At 64.3% G+C, this 16232-nt stretch carries 15 protein-coding genes and 1 riboswitch; of the genes, 2 read left to right on the top strand and 13 right to left on the bottom strand.

The genetic code is table 11. The features are described 5' to 3' along the window. The first annotated feature begins 39 nt into the window (after nt 1-39). A riboswitch (cobalamin riboswitch) is annotated at nt 40-238 on the top strand. Nucleotides 239-282: 44 nt separating this feature from the next. After that, nucleotides 283-996, top strand: a complete 714-nt coding sequence (bluB, locus tag JHL16_RS11160) for a 5,6-dimethylbenzimidazole synthase (RefSeq protein ID WP_200184888.1) — start codon at nt 283-285, stop codon at nt 994-996. Here the strand turns inward: bluB and JHL16_RS11165 are convergent. The 6 genes from JHL16_RS11165 to JHL16_RS11190 all read right to left on the bottom strand — a co-directional run bounded on the left by JHL16_RS11165 (nt 983) and on the right by JHL16_RS11190 (nt 8141). Further along, a complete protein-coding gene (locus tag JHL16_RS11165) occupies nt 983-1588 on the bottom strand; it encodes a class I SAM-dependent methyltransferase (protein ID WP_200184889.1) in 606 nt (201 codons plus the stop codon). The genes bluB and JHL16_RS11165 overlap by 14 nt on opposite strands. Before the next feature lie 2 nt (nt 1589-1590). Beyond that, nucleotides 1591-2193, bottom strand: a complete 603-nt coding sequence (locus JHL16_RS11170; RefSeq protein WP_200184890.1) for a LysE family translocator — start codon at nt 2191-2193, stop codon at nt 1591-1593. Nucleotides 2194-2214: 21 nt separating this feature from the next. Further along, on the bottom strand, nt 2215-3705 hold the full coding sequence (locus JHL16_RS11175; protein ID WP_200184891.1) for an HAL/PAL/TAL family ammonia-lyase: 1491 nt from the start codon (nt 3703-3705) through the stop codon (nt 2215-2217). Between the two features lie 67 nt (nt 3706-3772). Then, complete coding sequence (locus tag JHL16_RS11180; protein ID WP_200184892.1) at nt 3773-4141, bottom strand: SH3 domain-containing protein; 369 nt, start codon at nt 4139-4141, stop codon at nt 3773-3775. Between the two features lie 2 nt (nt 4142-4143). Further along, on the bottom strand, nt 4144-6873 hold the full coding sequence (gene gyrA, locus JHL16_RS11185) for a DNA gyrase subunit A (protein ID WP_200184893.1): 2730 nt from the start codon (nt 6871-6873) through the stop codon (nt 4144-4146). Nucleotides 6874-7070: 197 nt separating this feature from the next. Then, nucleotides 7071-8141 (bottom strand): Gfo/Idh/MocA family protein, encoded by a 1071-nt coding sequence (locus tag JHL16_RS11190; RefSeq protein ID WP_200184894.1) that lies wholly within the window; start codon nt 8139-8141, stop codon nt 7071-7073. A 93-nt stretch (nt 8142-8234) separates the two neighbouring features. Here JHL16_RS11190 and JHL16_RS11195 point away from each other — a divergent pair, with 93 nt between their 5' ends. Then, entirely contained in the window at nt 8235-9452 is a 1218-nt protein-coding gene (locus JHL16_RS11195) for an ROK family protein (protein ID WP_200184895.1), read from the top strand. Here the strand turns inward: JHL16_RS11195 and JHL16_RS11200 are convergent. The 7 genes from JHL16_RS11200 to JHL16_RS11230 all read right to left on the bottom strand — a co-directional run bounded on the left by JHL16_RS11200 (nt 9449) and on the right by JHL16_RS11230 (nt 16132). Then, nucleotides 9449-10312 (bottom strand): carbohydrate ABC transporter permease, encoded by an 864-nt coding sequence (locus tag JHL16_RS11200; protein ID WP_200184896.1) that lies wholly within the window; start codon nt 10310-10312, stop codon nt 9449-9451. The two genes, JHL16_RS11195 and JHL16_RS11200, sit on opposite strands and share 4 nt — an antisense overlap. Before the next feature lie 2 nt (nt 10313-10314). Further along, entirely contained in the window at nt 10315-11226 is a 912-nt protein-coding gene (locus JHL16_RS11205) for a carbohydrate ABC transporter permease (RefSeq protein WP_200184897.1), read from the bottom strand. After that, nucleotides 11223-12233 (bottom strand): ABC transporter ATP-binding protein, encoded by a 1011-nt coding sequence (locus tag JHL16_RS11210; RefSeq protein WP_200184898.1) that lies wholly within the window; start codon nt 12231-12233, stop codon nt 11223-11225. Before JHL16_RS11210 ends, JHL16_RS11205 begins: the two co-directional genes overlap by 4 nt. A gap of 3 nt (nt 12234-12236) precedes the next feature. Then, nucleotides 12237-13145: an ROK family protein gene (locus JHL16_RS11215; protein WP_200184899.1), complete on the bottom strand. Its 909-nt coding sequence runs from the start codon at nt 13143-13145 to the stop codon at nt 12237-12239. Beyond that, complete coding sequence (locus JHL16_RS11220; RefSeq protein WP_200184900.1) at nt 13145-13936, bottom strand: 6-phosphogluconolactonase; 792 nt, start codon at nt 13934-13936, stop codon at nt 13145-13147. The genes JHL16_RS11215 and JHL16_RS11220 overlap by 1 nt, the downstream gene beginning before the upstream one ends. Next, a complete protein-coding gene (locus JHL16_RS11225) occupies nt 13933-14790 on the bottom strand; it encodes a sugar phosphate isomerase/epimerase family protein (RefSeq protein ID WP_200184901.1) in 858 nt (285 codons plus the stop codon). The genes JHL16_RS11220 and JHL16_RS11225 overlap by 4 nt, the downstream gene beginning before the upstream one ends. 73 nt (nt 14791-14863) lie before the next feature. After that, nucleotides 14864-16132 (bottom strand): ABC transporter substrate-binding protein, encoded by a 1269-nt coding sequence (locus tag JHL16_RS11230; protein WP_200184902.1) that lies wholly within the window; start codon nt 16130-16132, stop codon nt 14864-14866. Nucleotides 16133-16232 lie beyond the last annotated feature (100 nt).

The following is a 16232-nucleotide window of genomic DNA, read 5'->3' on the forward strand; positions in this document are numbered from 1 at the left end:
TTGCAAGAGGATTCTGGACAGCAGACGACGATTTCTCGTAAGGAATTGGGACTGCCCGGTGCCCTTGCGGGAGAATCGGAAACACGGTGCAAGCCCGTGGCGTGCCCAACGCTGTAAGGAGGATTTTTCCAGCTACTTCAGCATCTTATACTGAAGTGCAAAGCCACTGGTTCAACCGGGAAGGCGCTGGAGAAAGATGAATCCGAGCCAGAAGACCGGCCAGGCAGGACGGCTCCCGTTTGGACAGGCGGGTGGCAGCGATGCAACGCGAGGGGAAAAGCGATGCAGGCCGAGACCATTACGCCGACAACCACCGATTTCGACGCGGCAGCGCGTGACGCCGTATATCGTGCGATATTCAACCGTCGCGATATACGCGGCCAGTTCCTGCCCCGGCCGGTTCCCGATGAGATCCTGGCGCGTCTCCTCACCGCCGCCCATCACGCGCCCTCGGTCGGCTATATGCAGCCCTGGAATTTCATCCTCATCCGTGATGCGGAACGCAAAGCCCGGATCCGCGATCTCGTCTGCCGGGCGAGCGCCGAGGAAGTCCGCCATATCGAGGACGCACGCCAGGTTCTCTACCGCTCGCTGAAGCTCGACGGCATCATCGAGGCGCCGGTCAATCTCTGCATCACCTGCGACCGCAGCCGCACCGCCGACGCCCCGCTTGGGCGCTGGCACAATCCCGAGATGGATCTCTACAGCACCGTCTGCGCGGTACAGAATCTCTGGCTCGCGGCGCGCGCCGAAGGCATCGGCGTCGGTTGGGTCAGCATCCTCGACAAGGACGAGTTGAAGGCTCTGCTCGGCATTCCGGCGCAGATAACGCCGGTCGCCTATCTCTGTCTTGGCTATGTCTCGGATTTCGCCAACAAGCCGGAGCTCGAAAACAAAGGCTGGCGCAAGCGCCTGGCGCTCGACGAGCTCGTGTTCAGTGAAAGCTGGGCCGGCAATGGCGAAGCCCCTCTCAAGACATTGATCAAATCCGCTTGAACACCGCGAAGGTGAAATTCTGGGTCGTGCCGAAGGGAGTCGCATGGGTTTCGACTTCTTGAGTCTCGAGCACGAAATCCCTTCCCAGCCGCGCCGCCAGAGTCTCGGCGCTATAGCGCTGCACCGGCAGCCCGCTGCATTTCTCGGGGCCTGAAAGCGCAAAGGTCGAGATCACGATATGCGATCCAGGCCGGGTGCCGGCTTTGAGCGCGGCGATATAGGCGTCCTGGGCGGCTTCCTCGGTCAGAAAGTGGAACACGGCGCGGTCATGCCAGATGTCCCACTGCCGTTCAGGCGTCCAGCGCGTGATATCGGCGACGATCCACGCGACTTTGCCCGCCTCGACGCCGAGCCGTTCCCTCGAACGGCCGAGCGCCACGTCGGAAATGTCGAGCACGGTGAGATCATCATAAGTCTCGGCCAAAAGCCGGTCGGCCAGACGCGAGGCGCCGCCGCCGATATCGATGACCGAGCCCGTCCCCGCTTTGCGGATCAAGGCGAGCGAACGCTCCGGCACGTCCTGATACCAGCTGACGGCCGTATCGGATTTGACGGTGTAGGTATGATCCCAATGGTCGCGGCGGTCCGTCATTATTATCTGGGCCAGGCGAGCCACAGCGCGGCGATCACCAGAAGCCCGCCGCTGAGGCGATCGAGCCAGACGAGGCGTTCGCCGGTGAGGAAATTGCGCGCCTGGGCGGCCGAGATCGCCAGCACGGCGCCGAAGACGGCGCTCACCGCCACGAAGGTGACGCCGAGGATCGACAGCTGCGGTGCCGCCGGCCGGTTCGGGTCGACGAAGGGCGGCAGGAAGGCGGCGAGAAAGAGGATGACTTCCGGATTGGCGACGGCGACCAGAAAACCGTCGCGGAACAGCCGCCCCGTCGGCTGCGGTCCGGCGAGACCGGCCCTGCCGGCGAACCACAGGCGCGTGAACCCCAGATAAAGAAGAAAGGCGGCGCCGCCGAGCCTGATCCAGTCGAACCAGGTCTTCATCGCCTCGGCGATCCAGGCGAGGCCGAAGGCGACGAGCGAGATCAGCAGCACGAAGCCGATGACATTGCCGGCGACTGTGACGAGCCCGCCGCGCACGCCCTGCCCGATGCTGTTGGCGACGATCACCGACATCGCCGGCCCGGGCTTGGCGAACAGCAAGGCGCTGGCGGCGAGAAAGGCAAAGAAGAGATCGAGCGGCATGGCGGCCTTATCCCAGGTTGCTCAGCCCGACGCAATCATCTCGGCGATCCGCACCGTATCGGCGCCGAGCTCGCGGTTGTCGTCGAACGGCGTGACGCGGCTGCGCACCGCTCTATAGGCCTCGGCCGTGCCGCGGCCGAGCTCGGCCGTCACGCCGCGGATTTCCGCCGCATAGGCTGACGCGATGAGCTCCATGGCGATGAGGTGCCGCAGCCGGTCGACGATCTGGCTGGTTTTCGCGACGACGCCCGGCGCCATCGACGCCTGGTCCTCGATCCAGTCGGAAACGGCGATCGGCGTCAGTGAAATGGGGTTGGCGAGAAAGCGGACTTCCGCCTCGAGCGCCGAAATGGGCTTCTGCAGAATGGCGAGGCCGATGCGGTTCTGGCCCTCGGCGGCGAGAAAGCGCGGCAGATCCGCCACCACCGGCGACATGAGCTTGATCGTCCGGTTGGCGATGCCCGCCGCGGCATGGGCAAGCGCCTGTCCGAGCCGCTCCCAGGCGAGGACGAAGGCGGTCATGTCGAAATTGCCATGCGACACGATCCGGTCTTCTGAGGCCAGCACCACAGGGTTGTCGCCGGAGCTGGCGAGCTCGATCTCGGTCGCGGCGCGCGCCTCGTCGATCGCGTGGCGCAGCGCCCCCCAGACCTGCGGCACGCAGCGATAGCTGAGCGGATCCTGGATGCGCCGGGCCGCGCCTTCCGTGAACAGCGTGCTCCCCGCCAGCAGGTCGCGCAATTGCGCGGCGACCTCCCTTTGTCCGAAGGCCGGGCGCGCCGCCATCGCGCTCTCATCGAGCGCGCTGACATTGCCGCGAAAGGCTTCCAGGTTCAGCGCATAGGCTTTCAGCGACCAGAGGAAGGCCCGCTCGATATCTTCGAGCGCCAGGCAGGCTTGCGCGACTGACAGGCTGTTGGCGACGATGAGGGCATGGCCGTCCTTGGCATGGATCTCGAGCGGCGGCAGGTCGGCGCGCTTCAGCGCTTCCACCGCCGGCAGGGTCTCGCCCGCATATTCCGCCTGACCCTGGCCGATGAGGCCGAGTGTCATATGTGCCAAGGGCGAAAGATCGGCGGCACCCAGCGAGCCCAGCGACGGCACCACCGGGTGCAGGCCGGCATTGAGTGCCGCAACGAGCCCTTCAAAGACCCCAGGCGAAATGCCGGTGCCACCCGCCGCCATGCCGGCGATCCTGACCGCCATCATGGCGCGCACCGCCTCGCCGGGCAGCGGCGGCCCGAAGCCGACGGCATGGCCGAAGGCGATCCTGCGCTGATAGGTGATCAGATCCTCTTCGCCGAGCGGCGTATCGACCGCGGCGCCGAGCGCCGTGGTCAGCCCATAGACCTTGCGCCCTTCGGCGGCGTGGCGCTCCACCACCGCGCGGCTCGCCTGGATCCGCGCATGAATTTCCGGAGAGACTTCGACGCGCGCCCGGCGCCGCGCAATGGCCGCAATGTCGTCCGTCCCGAGCGGCGTCGCGGTCAGGCGGATGGGCATCGTTGTCATGGAGATCCTTGAGGAGACGGTGTGCGCGGGAAAGAATCCCGCGCCCGGGGCATGGAGTCAATTCCGATCACGATGCCGGCAGCACGAGAACCGCATCCGGCACCCAGCCGGTTTCACCCGCCGTCGTGGTGACCCAGCAGAAGCCGCTTTCGGCGTAATGCAGCATCACGATCTCGCCCGCCGTGACGGTCAGCTCGATGGCGTCAAAATCCCGGATCAGCCGGAGCTTGTCGCCGTGCGGCGCAAGCCAGTTGCCCGGCGCCCAGCCTTCCTGGCCCGCGTCATTGCGGCACCAGGTCCAGCCGAAGAGATCGGTCTCTCGGGAATAGTCGGGAACGAGAAGGTCACCCGCTTTGCCCTTCACCGGATCGGCATAGGGGCGCCGGTATTCCTGCGCCACCTTCGCCGTGAGGCCATCGGGAAAGACGTAGAGCAATCTTACTCCTCGCCGCCGTTCTCCTCGTCCTCGCTGATGCGCTCGACCGAGACGACATGTTCGTCTTCGGCCGTATCGAGCACGATCACGCCTTGCGTCGACCGTCCCGCCTTGCGGATGTCATGGACCGGGCAACGGATGAGCTGGCCGCCATCGGTGACCAGCATGATCTGGTCCTCGTCCTCGACCGGGAAGGAGGCCACCAGCGGGCCGTTGCGGTCATTGACCGCCATGGCGGTGATGCCTTTGCCGCCGCGCCCGGTGATGCGGTATTCGTAGCTCGAGGTACGCTTGCCGTAGCCGTTGGAGGAGACGGTGAGGATGATCTGCTCCGCCGCCCCCATCTCGGCATAACGCTCCTGGCCCAGCATGGCGTCCTGCGCCTGCGTCGTCTCTTCCTCGGCCGCGCCATTGCCGTTCTCTTCGACCTCTTCGCCCGAGACCGCGCGCGCCATCTTGAGATAGGCCAGACGCTCGTCGGCCGAGGCTTCCACATGGCGCAACAGCGCCATCGAGATCACATGATCGTCGCCCTCGAGGCGGATGCCGCGCACGCCGGTCGAATCGCGCCCCTTGAAGATGCGGACATCCTCGACGGCGAAGCGGATGCACTGGCCATGCGCCGTGGTGAGGAGCACGTCGTCGGCGACCGTGCAGATATCGACGCCGGCGATCTGGTCGCCCGGCTCGAGCTTCATGGCGATCTTGCCGTTGCGGTTGATGCTTTCGAAATCCGACAGCTCGTTGCGCCGGACATTGCCGGAGCGGGTGGCGAACATGAGCTGCAGCGAACCCCAGCTCGCTTCGTCCTCGGGCATCGGCATGACCGTGGTGATGCGCTCATCCTGCGCCAAGGGCAGCAGGTTGATGAGCGCCTTGCCGCGGGCTTGCGGGTTGCCGACGGGCAGCCGCCACACTTTCATGCGGTAGACCATGCCGGCGGACGAGAAGAACAGAATGGGGGTGTGGGTATTGGCGATGAAGAGCTTGGTGACGAAATCTTCCTCGCGCGTCTGCATGCCGGCCCTGCCCTTGCCGCCGCGCCGTTGCGCGCGATAGGCCGACAGCGGCACGCGTTTGACATAGCCGGTGTGGCTCACCGTCACCACCATGTCTTCACGCTGGATGAGATCCTCGTCCTCGACTTCGCCTTCATTGTCGACGATCTGGGTGCGGCGCGGCGTCGCGAACTCGGTCTTGATGAGGGTGAGCTCGTCCTTGATGATGCTGAAGACGCGCGCGCGGGATCTGAGAATATCCAGATAGTCGGAGATTTCCTTGGCGAGCTTCTCGAGCTCTTCGGCGATCTCCTCGCGGCCCAGCGCGGTGAGGCGCTGCAGGCGCAGATCGAGAATGGCGCGCGCCTGCTCTTCCGACAGCTTGTAGGTATCGTCGGCGCCGAGCTTGTGGCGCGGATCGGCGATGAGCGCGATGAGCGGCGCCATGTCCTTGGCGGGCCAGGCTTTCGCCATCAAGGCCTCGCGCGCCTCGGCGGCGTCCTTGGAGCGGCGGATGAGCGCGATCACCTCGTCGATATTGGCGACGGCGATGGCGAGGCCGACTAAGATATGGGCCCGGTCGCGCGCCTTGTTGAGGAGGAACTTCGTCCGCCTGGTGACGACCTCCTCGCGGAAGCCGACAAAGGCCTGGATCAGGTCCTTGACGTTGAGAAGCTCAGGGCGCCCGCCGATGAGCGCGATATTGTTGACGCCGAAGGTCGTCTGCAAGGGCGAGAAGCGGTAGAGCTGGTTCAGCACCACATCGGCCATCGCCTCGCGCTTGAGCTCGACCACCACGCGCATGCCGTGCCGGTCGCTTTCGTCGCGGATGTCGGAGATGCCCTCGATCTTCTTCTCCCGCACCAGCTCGGCGATCTTCTCGATCATCGTCGCCTTGTTCACCTGATAGGGAATCTCGTGAATGATGAGCGCCTCGCGCTCCTTGCGCAGTTCCTCGGTGGTGACCTTGCCGCGCATGACGACCGAGCCGCGCCCCGTATGCATCGCCGACCTGATGCCGGCGCGCCCCAGGATGATCGCACCCGTGGGGAAATCAGGGCCTGGGATGATGTTCATCAATTCTTCGATGGTGATGCCGGGATTGTCGATCGTGGCGATGGTGCCGTCGATCACTTCGCCCAGATTATGCGGCGCCATGTTGGTCGCCATGCCGACCGCGATGCCGCCCGCGCCATTGACGAGCAGATTGGGATACTTCGCCGGCAGGACCGTCGGCTCGTGGAACTCGTTGGAATAGTTGGCGACGAAATTGACCGTGTCCTTGTCGAGATCATCGAGCAACGGAATGGCCGACTTGGCGAGACGGGCCTCGGTATAACGTTCGGCCGCCGGCGGGTCGCCGTCGACCGAGCCGAAATTGCCCTGCCCGTCGATGAGCGGCAGACGCAGTGAGAACTCCTGCGCCAGGCGCACCAGCGCGTCATAGATCGCGAGATTGCCATGCGGATGGTATTTACCCATCACGTCGCCGGTGACGCGCGCCGACTTCTTATGCGCCTTGTCGGGCGTGAAGCCGTTCTCGTACATCGTGTAGAGAATGCGCCGGTGCACCGGCTTGAGTCCGTCGCGCACATCGGGCAAAGCGCGCGACACGATCACGCTCATCGCGTAATCGAGATAACTCTTCTTCATCTCCTCTTCGATGGAGATGGGCGCGATTTCACCCGGATTGCCGGAGGAATTCGGATCGTTCTTGTCGTCTTTGTCGGCCACTTGAATCCTGACGGAATTACGCTCTTCATGAACCGTCGATAAGGCCTGGGAGGCCTCGTTTCTGGAAACGATTCGAGCGGCGGAACATAATAGCCGCCAAGGCCAGCCGGAAGCAATGCCAAGCGCATGAAAAACCGGCTAAAAACGCCGATTTTATGGGCCTGAATCAGGCCCTGATATCAAGGCCTTGCGCGGCGCTATCCCGGGCTGCGGAAAGCCCTCCCGACGGCAGCGAATAGCGCCAGGTCATGAGCCGAATCCGCGAGCGTGGTTTTGGGCGGCGTGCCGTTGACGACGCAGTCATGAAAGGCGTCGAGCTCGATCCGGAACGGGTCCTCATAGACGGGCCCGAAGGTCCGCGTCTCGGTCTCCTGATCGCTCGATGAGGTGATGTCCAGACGCGACGGCAGGCTGCGGATATAGGGCGTGTCGTAATTGAGCCGGAATTGCTGCCGGTCCGTCAGGATGTCGATGCCGGCATCGAAACGCGCCACATTGTGGATCAGCGCCTCATAGACCGCGGTGAAATGGCCGTAATCGAACAGCACCGAGACGGCCTCGCCGCGATGCTGGCGGGCCGCGGCGACGGCCTTCGGCATGCCGAGCAGCTCGCGCATGGCCGAGAAACTGTGCGAGGACAGCCCGGTCAGCACCTGATAGGCGCGCAGTTCCTCACGCGAGGCGCCCTCGCCCATGACGGAACGCAAGAGCCTTTCGGTCTCCGCCCGCCCCTCCGCGATGATCTCCTGCGGCACATCCTTGGGACAGAAGACATTGCGGGTCTGTCGGATGAAGAACGGCCCCTCGCAGATGATGTCGCGCACCCGTGCATGCTGAACCTCGCCAACCGCCGGCATCAGCCTCTTCAGCTCGAGGAAGGGCCTGGAGAAGCGCCGCATATAGCCGACGAAGATGGTCTTGCCGTAGCGTTCCGCCGGCCCGACGAGCGGCGTCAGCTCGTCCGCCGTGAGGCAGACGGGCTTCTCGATGAAGATGTGCTTGTCCGCCGCCATGGACTGGGCGAGCAGCCGGCCATGGATGTGATCGGGGGTGAGGATGAATACCGCATCGACCGCTTTGTCGGCGAGAAGGTCCTCGGGCCTCAGATATCGGCGCGACACGCCATAGCGCTGCCCCACATGCTCGACCAGCGACGGCGCCACATCCATCACCGCCTCGATGCGGTAGCGCGGATCATCGGCAAGCAGCGGCAGATGCATGAGCTGGGCGACTTCGCCGAGGCCGATCAGGCCCACCCGGATGGTCATTCTGGTCTCCAAAATGCTTAAGGACGTTTCAGGATTTCATGCTACATGACACGTCCAAGTGATTTACTCAACTGAGTGGATTTAGGTATTGACGTGAAGCTGCGCGCAAGCGGACTGGGCAAGAACAACGCTTATACGAAACGGCTCAACCGGCAGACGGTCCTGGGCCTCTTGCGCCGCGACCCGGCGCAGAGCCGGGCCGAGTTGGCGCGTGTGACTCGGCTCAGCCCGCAATCGGTCTCCAATATCATCGGCGATCTCGAACAGGCGGGGCTCATCGAGCCCGCCGGCAAGGTCTACGGCGGCAAGGGCCAGCCGGCGACCAATTACCGGATCGTCGCCGAGCGCGGTTACGGCATCGGTCTGCATCTGGACCGCGACTTCGTTCGCGCCACGTTGATCGACTTTGCTTTTGAGCCGAAAGCGCGCCTGCGCAGCACGCTCACCACCAGCTCGGCGAAAGGCGTGCAGGCAGCCCTCGGCCGCCTCATCGACAAGCTCATTACCAAGGCCGGCATATCGCCTGATCTCGTCTGGGGCATCGGCATCGCCTCGCCGAGCTTGCGCGACGAGCGGGTCATCGACACGGAGAGCCTCGAAGGCTCGTTGTGGAGCGCGCTTCACAGCTATGAGATCGACCGCCGCTTGGCCCACGACAAGGGCCTGCCCGTCATCGTCGAGAATGACGCCAATGCCGGCGCGCTCGCCGAAGCGACCTTCGGCAAGGCGCAAGGCTTGCGTGACTTCTGCTATCTCTTCCTCGCCCATGGCTTCGGCGCCGGCATCGTGCATGACGGCGCCCTCTTCCAGGCCAATGCCGGCGAGATCGGCCGGCTCCAGATCGTCCATGAGGGCAAGACCGTTCTCTTGGAATCCATCGTTTCCATCGAGCATCTGCTCGACCGCCTGGGCGCGTCCGGAAGTGCGCGCGATCGTGAAGCGGGTTTCGCCGGCCTCGTCGAAGCGCGCCGGAAGGAAACCGAAAAATGGATCGCGCAGTCGGCGCCGCATCTGCGCTGGCTCGTCGGCACGCTCGAGAACATCCTCGACCCGGAGACCATCATCCTCGGAAGCGACCTGCCCGAATGGGTGCTGGACCGCCTGATCGAGCTGGCCGAGCCCTTGCCCCATAATATCGCTCTGCGCAGCACCCGCACCGCGCCGCGCCTGCAGAAAGGCCTGCTCGACCGCGATATGATCGGCCTCGGTGCCGCCACCATGCCGCTTCTTGCCACCATCGAGGCGGATCCGGCCTCCAGGTGGAAGATCAGCGGCACCGTGTTCGATGTCTTTCATGGGCTCGATGATTAACCCTTGATCGCCCCGGCGGTAAGCCCGCTGACGATCCGTCGTTGGAAGAACAGCACCAAAGCGAGGAGCGGCAAGGTCACCACGATCGATGCCGCCATCACCGGCCCGAACGGATATTCATAGCGGCTGTTGCCTGAAATGAGTCCGATGGCGACCGGCACAGTGCGGTTCTCATCGCTCAGGATGAAGGTCAAGGCGAACAGGAACTCGTTCCAGGCCAGAATGAAGGCGAGAAGCCCGGTGCTGGCGAGCGCCGGCCCCATCAGCGGCAGGAGGACGCGGGTGAGGATGCGCCAATGCGAGCAGCCATCCATGATCGCCGCCTCTTCCAGTTCGCGCGGGAACTCGCGCATGAAGCTGGTCAGCACCCAGACGGTGAAGGGCACGGTGAAGATCAGATAGGCCAGGATCAGCGACCCGATGCGGTTATAGAGGCCGAACCAGCGCACCAGCTCGAACATGCCCGACATCACCGCGATCTGCGGGAAGATCGACACCACCAGGATGGCCATCAGCATCAGCTTTTTGCCGCCGAAGGTGAGCCGTCCCAACGCATAAGCCGCGGCGACCGCAACGGCGAGCGAGATGAGGGTGGTCGATCCGGCGACGATCAGCGAATTGACGATACTGCCCGTGAAGACCGGGTCCTGCAGCAGCGCCATGTAATGGGTGAGATCGAAGCTCGGCACCAGGCTGGTGCTGAACAAGGCCGAGCCTGAGCGCAAGGATGAGACAATCGCCCAATAATAGGGAAACAGCGTGTAGACGAGCACCAGCAGCAGGAGGACGAAGAGTCCGAAACCCCGCGCCCGTCTCTGCCAGCGATAGCGTGCGGATGAACGGCGGGCGGCGATGGTCATGCTCACCTCCCTGCCGTCGTGGAACGGTCGAGCCGCAAGGCGCCGATGATCAGGACGGCGACCAGCGCGATCACGAAGAACACCCAGGTCGAGGCGGCCGAGCCAAGCCCCGTCTCCTGGAAGGAAATGAGCTGGTTGCGGGCATAGATCGAGATCGTCATGGTGCGCTCGTTGTTGCCGGCGAGAATGTAGCTCAGATCGAACATGCGCATCGCATCGAGCGCCCGGAACAGCACCGCGACGCCGATCGCCGGGCGCAGCATGGGCAAGGTGATCGACCAGAAGCGTTTCCACGAGGGCACGCCGTCGACGAGCGCCGCCTCGTGTATCTCCTCGGGGATGGTCTGCAGCCCGGCGAGGATCAAGAGCACCATGAAGGGCGTGGTGATCCAGACATCGATGAAAATCACGACGCCGAGGACCAGGGACGGAGTCGCCGTCCAGGCGATGCCATGCTCGACCAGCCCCAGGCCGATCAGCAGATTGTTGATGATGCCGAACTGGTCATGCAGCATCCATTCCCAGATCTTGGCCGACACCACCACCGGGATTGACCATGGAATGAGAATCGCGGCGCGCAAGGCTCCCCTGCCCGGCAGCGCCTGGTTGAGCAGCAACGCGATGCCGAGCCCGAGCAGCGTTTCGAGCACCACCGAGACGATGGTGAAGAGAACCGTATTGCCGACCGCGCGCCACCATTGCGCGTCCCGCGCGATCTCGGTGAAATTCAGCCAGCCGATGAAGTCGTAGATAGACGGATCGTCGAGCGTCGCATTGGTGAAGGAGAAATAGAACGTCCGCGCCAGCGGCCAGAAGGCGACGAGCAGCAAGGCGATGAGCGCCGGCGCCAGGAAGATCCAGGCGGCGAACACCTCCTTGCGCTGCAAGGACCCGCTGGCCGGCTTGGGCGTCATGCGACGGCGCGCCCGTCCGTGCCGAAGCGATAAAGCGCCTCCTCGGCCCAGCCAAGCCCGACCATGGCGCCACGCTCGCGATCGGGATGGGCGGCGAGCCTCACCGTCCAGGTGATGTCGCGCGCGATTTCGACATAGGCGAGATGCTCATGGCCCAGATCCTCGAGGCGCAGGAGCGTGCCGCTGACATGCGCCTCTTCCGCCGGCACCAGCCTGATCGCCTCCGGCCGCACCCCCAGCGTCGTGGCGCCGCGGGCTTTCTCGCCCAGAAGCGCTCCGGCGACGAAATTCATACGCGGCGAACCGATGAACCCGGCGACAAACTGGTTGGCCGGCTGGCGATAGAGCTCCTGTGGCGTGCCGATCTGCTCGATGCGGCCTTCATTCAGCACCACGATGCGATCGGCGAGCGTCATCGCCTCGATCTGGTCATGCGTGACATAGACCATCGTGGTGCCGAGCTCTTCATGGAGCCTGGCGATCTCGACGCGCATTTCGGCGCGCAGATCGGTGTCGAGATTGGACAGCGGCTCGTCGAACAGGAAGACCTTGGGCTGGCGCACCAGCGCGCGCCCGATGGCGACGCGCTGGCGTTGCCCGCCGGACAGCTGGCGCGGATAGCGCCCCAGCAGATGGTCGATCTTGAGCATGCGGGCAATGTCGGTGACCTTGGCCTTGATCTCGGGCTTTCCAAGGCCCGAAGTCTCGAGCGCGAAGCCGATATTGCGGGCGATCGTCATATGCGGATAAAGCGCATAGGACTGGAAGACGATGGCGATGCCACGTTTCGACGCCGGCACCTCCGTCATGTCTTCATCGGCAATGCTGATATCACCAGAGCTTACCGGCACGAGGCCGGCGATGAGGCGCAGCAAGGTGGACTTGCCGCAGCCCGACGGCCCGACGAAGACGACGAATTCACCATCGGCAATGGCGAGGTCGACGGCGCGGATGATGTCGACCGCGCCATAGCTCTTGGACACCTGATTGAGGCTGACCGAAGCCATGGGTCACTCCCTCCCCTTGCGCGGACCGGCATAAAGTGCTGCCGCCCCGATGATGCCGGCTGTGGCGTTGAGCGCGCTCGGCAGGATCGGCAGGTCGCGGCAATCCGCGGCCCAGATATAGGCCGGCACCTTGGCCCTGAGCATATCGAAGAAACGCGGCGCCGTGCCGAGGCCACCGCCGATCACCACGCCATGGGGATCGATCATATTGATGATCTGCCCGATATAGCTGGCGAGCGCTGTTGTCGCCTCATCGAGGAGCGCCGTCCCTTCCGGCCCAGCCCGCTCTTCGACCATGTCGCGCGCCGTGGCCTCACGTCCGGTCCGCAGCTGATAGACGCGGCTCATGCCCAGGCCCGACGCGAAGCTTTCCAGATTGAACACCATCTTCCGGCCACTGGCGGCGTCATAGGAGACGAGATCGCCGGACGCGAAATGGATGGCGAACCCATGGGCGCCACGCCGGATCACACCATCCTCACAGACCGCACAGCTCAAGCCCGTGCCGATCGAGACGAAGACGAAGCTCGGCAAGCGTAAGCCATGGCCGTAATGGAGTTCGGCCAAGGTCGCGAGCCGCACATCGCTGTCGACCGTCACCGGATGAAACCGGGCGAGGTCTTTGGTCAGGTCGCGCTTGCGCCACGGGGTGATCCAGTCGCTCGCCGGCACGCCGTCGAGCCGCACCAGCTCGGGCAGCCCGATGCCGATGCCGAGTGGAACGACATGGGCGGCTTTGGCGGCCTCCTGCATGCGCTCCGCCACCCCGGCGATGGTGGCGAGCATGGTCTCGGCGCTCTCGCCGCGCGGTGTCGGCATTTCCGCCTGTATGATGAGCCGACCAGCCGTCAGATCGACCAGCCCGGCGGCGATCTTGGTGCCGCCGATATCGATGCCGATGGCGGTGCGCATCACGCCCGCGCCGCCGCTTCATCGGCGAGGATGACGCCACCCCGGCAGATCGAGACGACGCTCGCCGGCCAATCGGGATCATAGTCTTCTGCCTTGCTGAGACGGTCGAAAGCCAGCCGCTTGCCCTCGCCCCAGACGATCATCACCCCCTGCTTCGAGTGGCGCGCGATCGTATCGATGCCGACGGTGACGCCGAAACGCGGCACCTCGTCGAGCGAGCGGAAATCCGGAAAGGTCTTCATATTGTCGCGCCGCGTCTCTTCGGCGAGCGGCACGATGCGCGACCGGCTCTCGCGCGCGCTGCCTTGCGGATTGAAGGCGACATGGCCGTCGCTGGCGCCCGAGGCGAGGATGAACAGATCGATGCCGCCCGCCGCTTCGATCCTTGCGTCATAGGCGGCGGGATCGCGCGGATCGGGGAACCAGATCTGCGCTGCCGGAATACGGAAAGGCGCCGGCAGGCCCGCATTCAGCACGCCGGCAATATCGTCGCGCGCGAAGCGGCGGCAGGAAAAGTGACTTTCGATCGGCACATGATCGAGGCCGGACGGCGTCTCGACCAGATAGTCGTCCATCATCACGATGACGACGTGGCTCATATCCTGCGGTGCCGTGGCGAGCGCCGCGCCCATCGCGTCATAGACGGGTTTGGGCGAACGGCCGCCCGGACAGCCGAGCAGGAAGGACCGCCCGGCAGTTTTGGCTTGCGCGACCTCATTAAGAAGACGCGCGGCGAAGTGACGGCCGAGCGTTTCGGGATCGGCGTAGATCTTGGGCGTGATGAGGCTCATCGGGCGAGTAGGTCCTGAAGATAAATGAGATTGCGGGCGGCGAGCGCTTCGGGCGTCTCGGTCGCATTGTCGCTCGGATCCTGCTCGACGATGCAGGGGCCCTCATAGGCCTTCTCTTTGAGCAGTGCGATCACCGCCGCAATATCGACGGCGCCATCGGGAAGCGGGCACATGACACCTTGGGCGAAGGACTCATTGGGGCCGAGCTCGCCTTTGAGCACCCGGGCGCGCATAGCGGGATCGACATTCTTCAGATGCATATACCCGATGCGATCCCAGACTTTGCGCATATAGGCGACAGCATCCTGGTCCCAGAAGGCATGATGGCCAGTGTCGAAGCACAGATCGACCTCGGTGTCCTGGAGCAGCCGGTCGATCTGCGCCTCACGCTCGACACAGGTGCCGACATGCGGATGAAAGGTGAGCCTGACGCCATAGGTCTCGGTCACATACCGTAAGGAGTCGCGGACATGGCCGATCATCACGCGCCAGCCGGCTTGATCGACCACGCCGGGCTGGCCCGGCGGATACCATTCGCTTTCATCCATCAACGCCAGATGCGGCGCATCGAGCCTGGACAGCAGGCTGCCGAGCCGGTCGAGCGCCGTCCGGAGCACCGGCCACGAGCCAGGCTCGGCCAGCACATGGACATGGGCGGCGCCGGCGAGCGTCAGCGCGCGGCTCGCCAGCGCGTCGGCGAGCGCGGCCGGATCGTCAGGCAGAAAGCCCAGGGGCCCGAGCTCTGTCGCCCGGTACCCGGCGCGCGCCACCGCATCGAGATACTCCTCAGCGGTGAGGCGATTGCCGGTGGGATAGAAGACGCCCCAGGAACAGGGCGCGTTGCCGATCAGCATAGGTTCAGTCACTTTCCATAAGAAGGATGGCCGGCCGCGGGAGGAATGCGGCCGGCCATCGGCGGCTTATGTCTTACCACTTGCCGCGTTGTTTGATCTTGTCGAGATCGGCGGCGAGTGTCTTCAGGGCTTCCGCCGCCTCCGCCTCGCCCGCCAGCACGCCATGCACCGCCTTATAGAAAGCCTGCGAAACACGGTTGTAGCTCGAGCCGGTTACTGCTGACGGCCGCGCCACGCTTTCGGCGAAGGCGGTCTGCGCGTCCTTCAGGAACGGCAGCGCCTTCAGCACCTCGGCATCGTCATAGAGCGCGGAGATGGTCGGGTTATAGGCGCCGGCGATGGCGCGGCGCTTCTGCTCGTCGAGCCCCGACATGAAGCGGATGAGGCTCACCGCCGCTTCCTTGTTCTTGGTGTATTTCGAGACACCGAGATGGGCGGTGCCCATGCAGCCGCTCGACTTGGCGCCTTGCGCGCCGACAGGAAGCGACGCGACGCCGACCTTCCCGACCAGCGGCTGGTCCTTGCCTTGCGAGGTGCCCCACACATAGGCCCAGTTGCGCAGGAACACTGCATTGCCGGCCTCGAAGGCACCGCGCGAGGATTCCTCGTCATAATTCAGGACGCCTTGCGGGCTGATATTATTCACCCAGCCTTTGGCGAGAGTGAGCGCCTCGGCCGCCTTGGCATTGTCGATGGTGATATTGCCCTTCTCGTCGATGATGGTGCCGCCGCCGAAGCTGCCGACCCATTCGATCGCATCGCAAGTGAGGCCTTCATAGGATTTGCCCTGCCACACATAGCCCCACATGTCCTTATTGCCGGCGGCGCGTTCACCGTCCTGCACGGCCTTGGCCGTCTCGGTGAGCTCGGCCCAGGTCTTCGGCACCGGCTTGCCGTATTTTTCCAGCAGGTCCTTGCGATAGAACATCAGCCCCGTATCGGTGTACCAGGGCAGCGCCACGAACTTGCCTTCGACCGTGCCGGCCGCGACGGTCGAGGCGAAATGCGCTGCGATATCTTCCTTCGGCAGCTCGGCATTGAGGTCGAGCAGATGGTTCTGCAACAGGCCGATCCACACCACATCGAGGAGGAGCACATCGGCATCGGCCGACTGCGCCGACAGCAGTTGCTGATAGAGCGGCAGCGCCTCGTCCCAGGCGGCCGGCATCTTGTTGATCTTGACCTCGTTGCCCGAGCTCTTGGCCCAGGCCTCGGCGCCCTGCTTGCACAATTCATATTCGGCACCCGATGACGAGCAGAACAGCGACACCGTGGCGGCCGAGGCCTGACCGGCCCAGAGCAACATGCCGGCAACCGCCGCCGCACCCAGAAAATGCTTCATGAAACCCTCCCTATCCCGGCTTCCAGCACCGGGTGACGCGACTATAAATCCACTTACTGGATTTACCAAGTTATAATTCCAGATAGTGGATTTATGCGGT

Source organism: Taklimakanibacter albus, from assembly GCF_016595235.1.
GTDB lineage: Bacteria > Pseudomonadota > Alphaproteobacteria > Rhizobiales > Aestuariivirgaceae > Taklimakanibacter > Taklimakanibacter albus.

What these genes read in the sequence shown, in the direction of transcription:
- bluB (WP_200184888.1), top strand. Translation starts at nt 283, where the DNA reads ATGCAGGCCGAGACCATTACGCCGACAACCACCGATTTCGACGCGGCA.
- JHL16_RS11225 (WP_200184901.1), bottom strand. Translation starts at nt 14,790, where the DNA reads ATGCTGATCGGCAACGCGCCCTGTTCCTGGGGCGTCTTCTATCCCACC.
- JHL16_RS11190 (WP_200184894.1), bottom strand. Translation starts at nt 8,141, where the DNA reads ATGACCATCCGGGTGGGCCTGATCGGCCTCGGCGAAGTCGCCCAGCTC.
- JHL16_RS11230 (WP_200184902.1), bottom strand. Translation starts at nt 16,132, where the DNA reads ATGAAGCATTTTCTGGGTGCGGCGGCGGTTGCCGGCATGTTGCTCTGG.
- JHL16_RS11165 (WP_200184889.1), bottom strand. Translation starts at nt 1,588, where the DNA reads ATGACGGACCGCCGCGACCATTGGGATCATACCTACACCGTCAAATCC.
- JHL16_RS11215 (WP_200184899.1), bottom strand. Translation starts at nt 13,145, where the DNA reads ATGCGCACCGCCATCGGCATCGATATCGGCGGCACCAAGATCGCCGCC.
- JHL16_RS11200 (WP_200184896.1), bottom strand. Translation starts at nt 10,312, where the DNA reads ATGACCATCGCCGCCCGCCGTTCATCCGCACGCTATCGCTGGCAGAGA.
- JHL16_RS11220 (WP_200184900.1), bottom strand. Translation starts at nt 13,936, where the DNA reads ATGAGCCTCATCACGCCCAAGATCTACGCCGATCCCGAAACGCTCGGC.
- JHL16_RS11170 (WP_200184890.1), bottom strand. Translation starts at nt 2,193, where the DNA reads ATGCCGCTCGATCTCTTCTTTGCCTTTCTCGCCGCCAGCGCCTTGCTG.
- JHL16_RS11175 (WP_200184891.1), bottom strand. Translation starts at nt 3,705, where the DNA reads ATGACAACGATGCCCATCCGCCTGACCGCGACGCCGCTCGGGACGGAC.
- JHL16_RS11210 (WP_200184898.1), bottom strand. Translation starts at nt 12,233, where the DNA reads ATGGCTTCGGTCAGCCTCAATCAGGTGTCCAAGAGCTATGGCGCGGTC.
- JHL16_RS11205 (WP_200184897.1), bottom strand. Translation starts at nt 11,226, where the DNA reads ATGACGCCCAAGCCGGCCAGCGGGTCCTTGCAGCGCAAGGAGGTGTTC.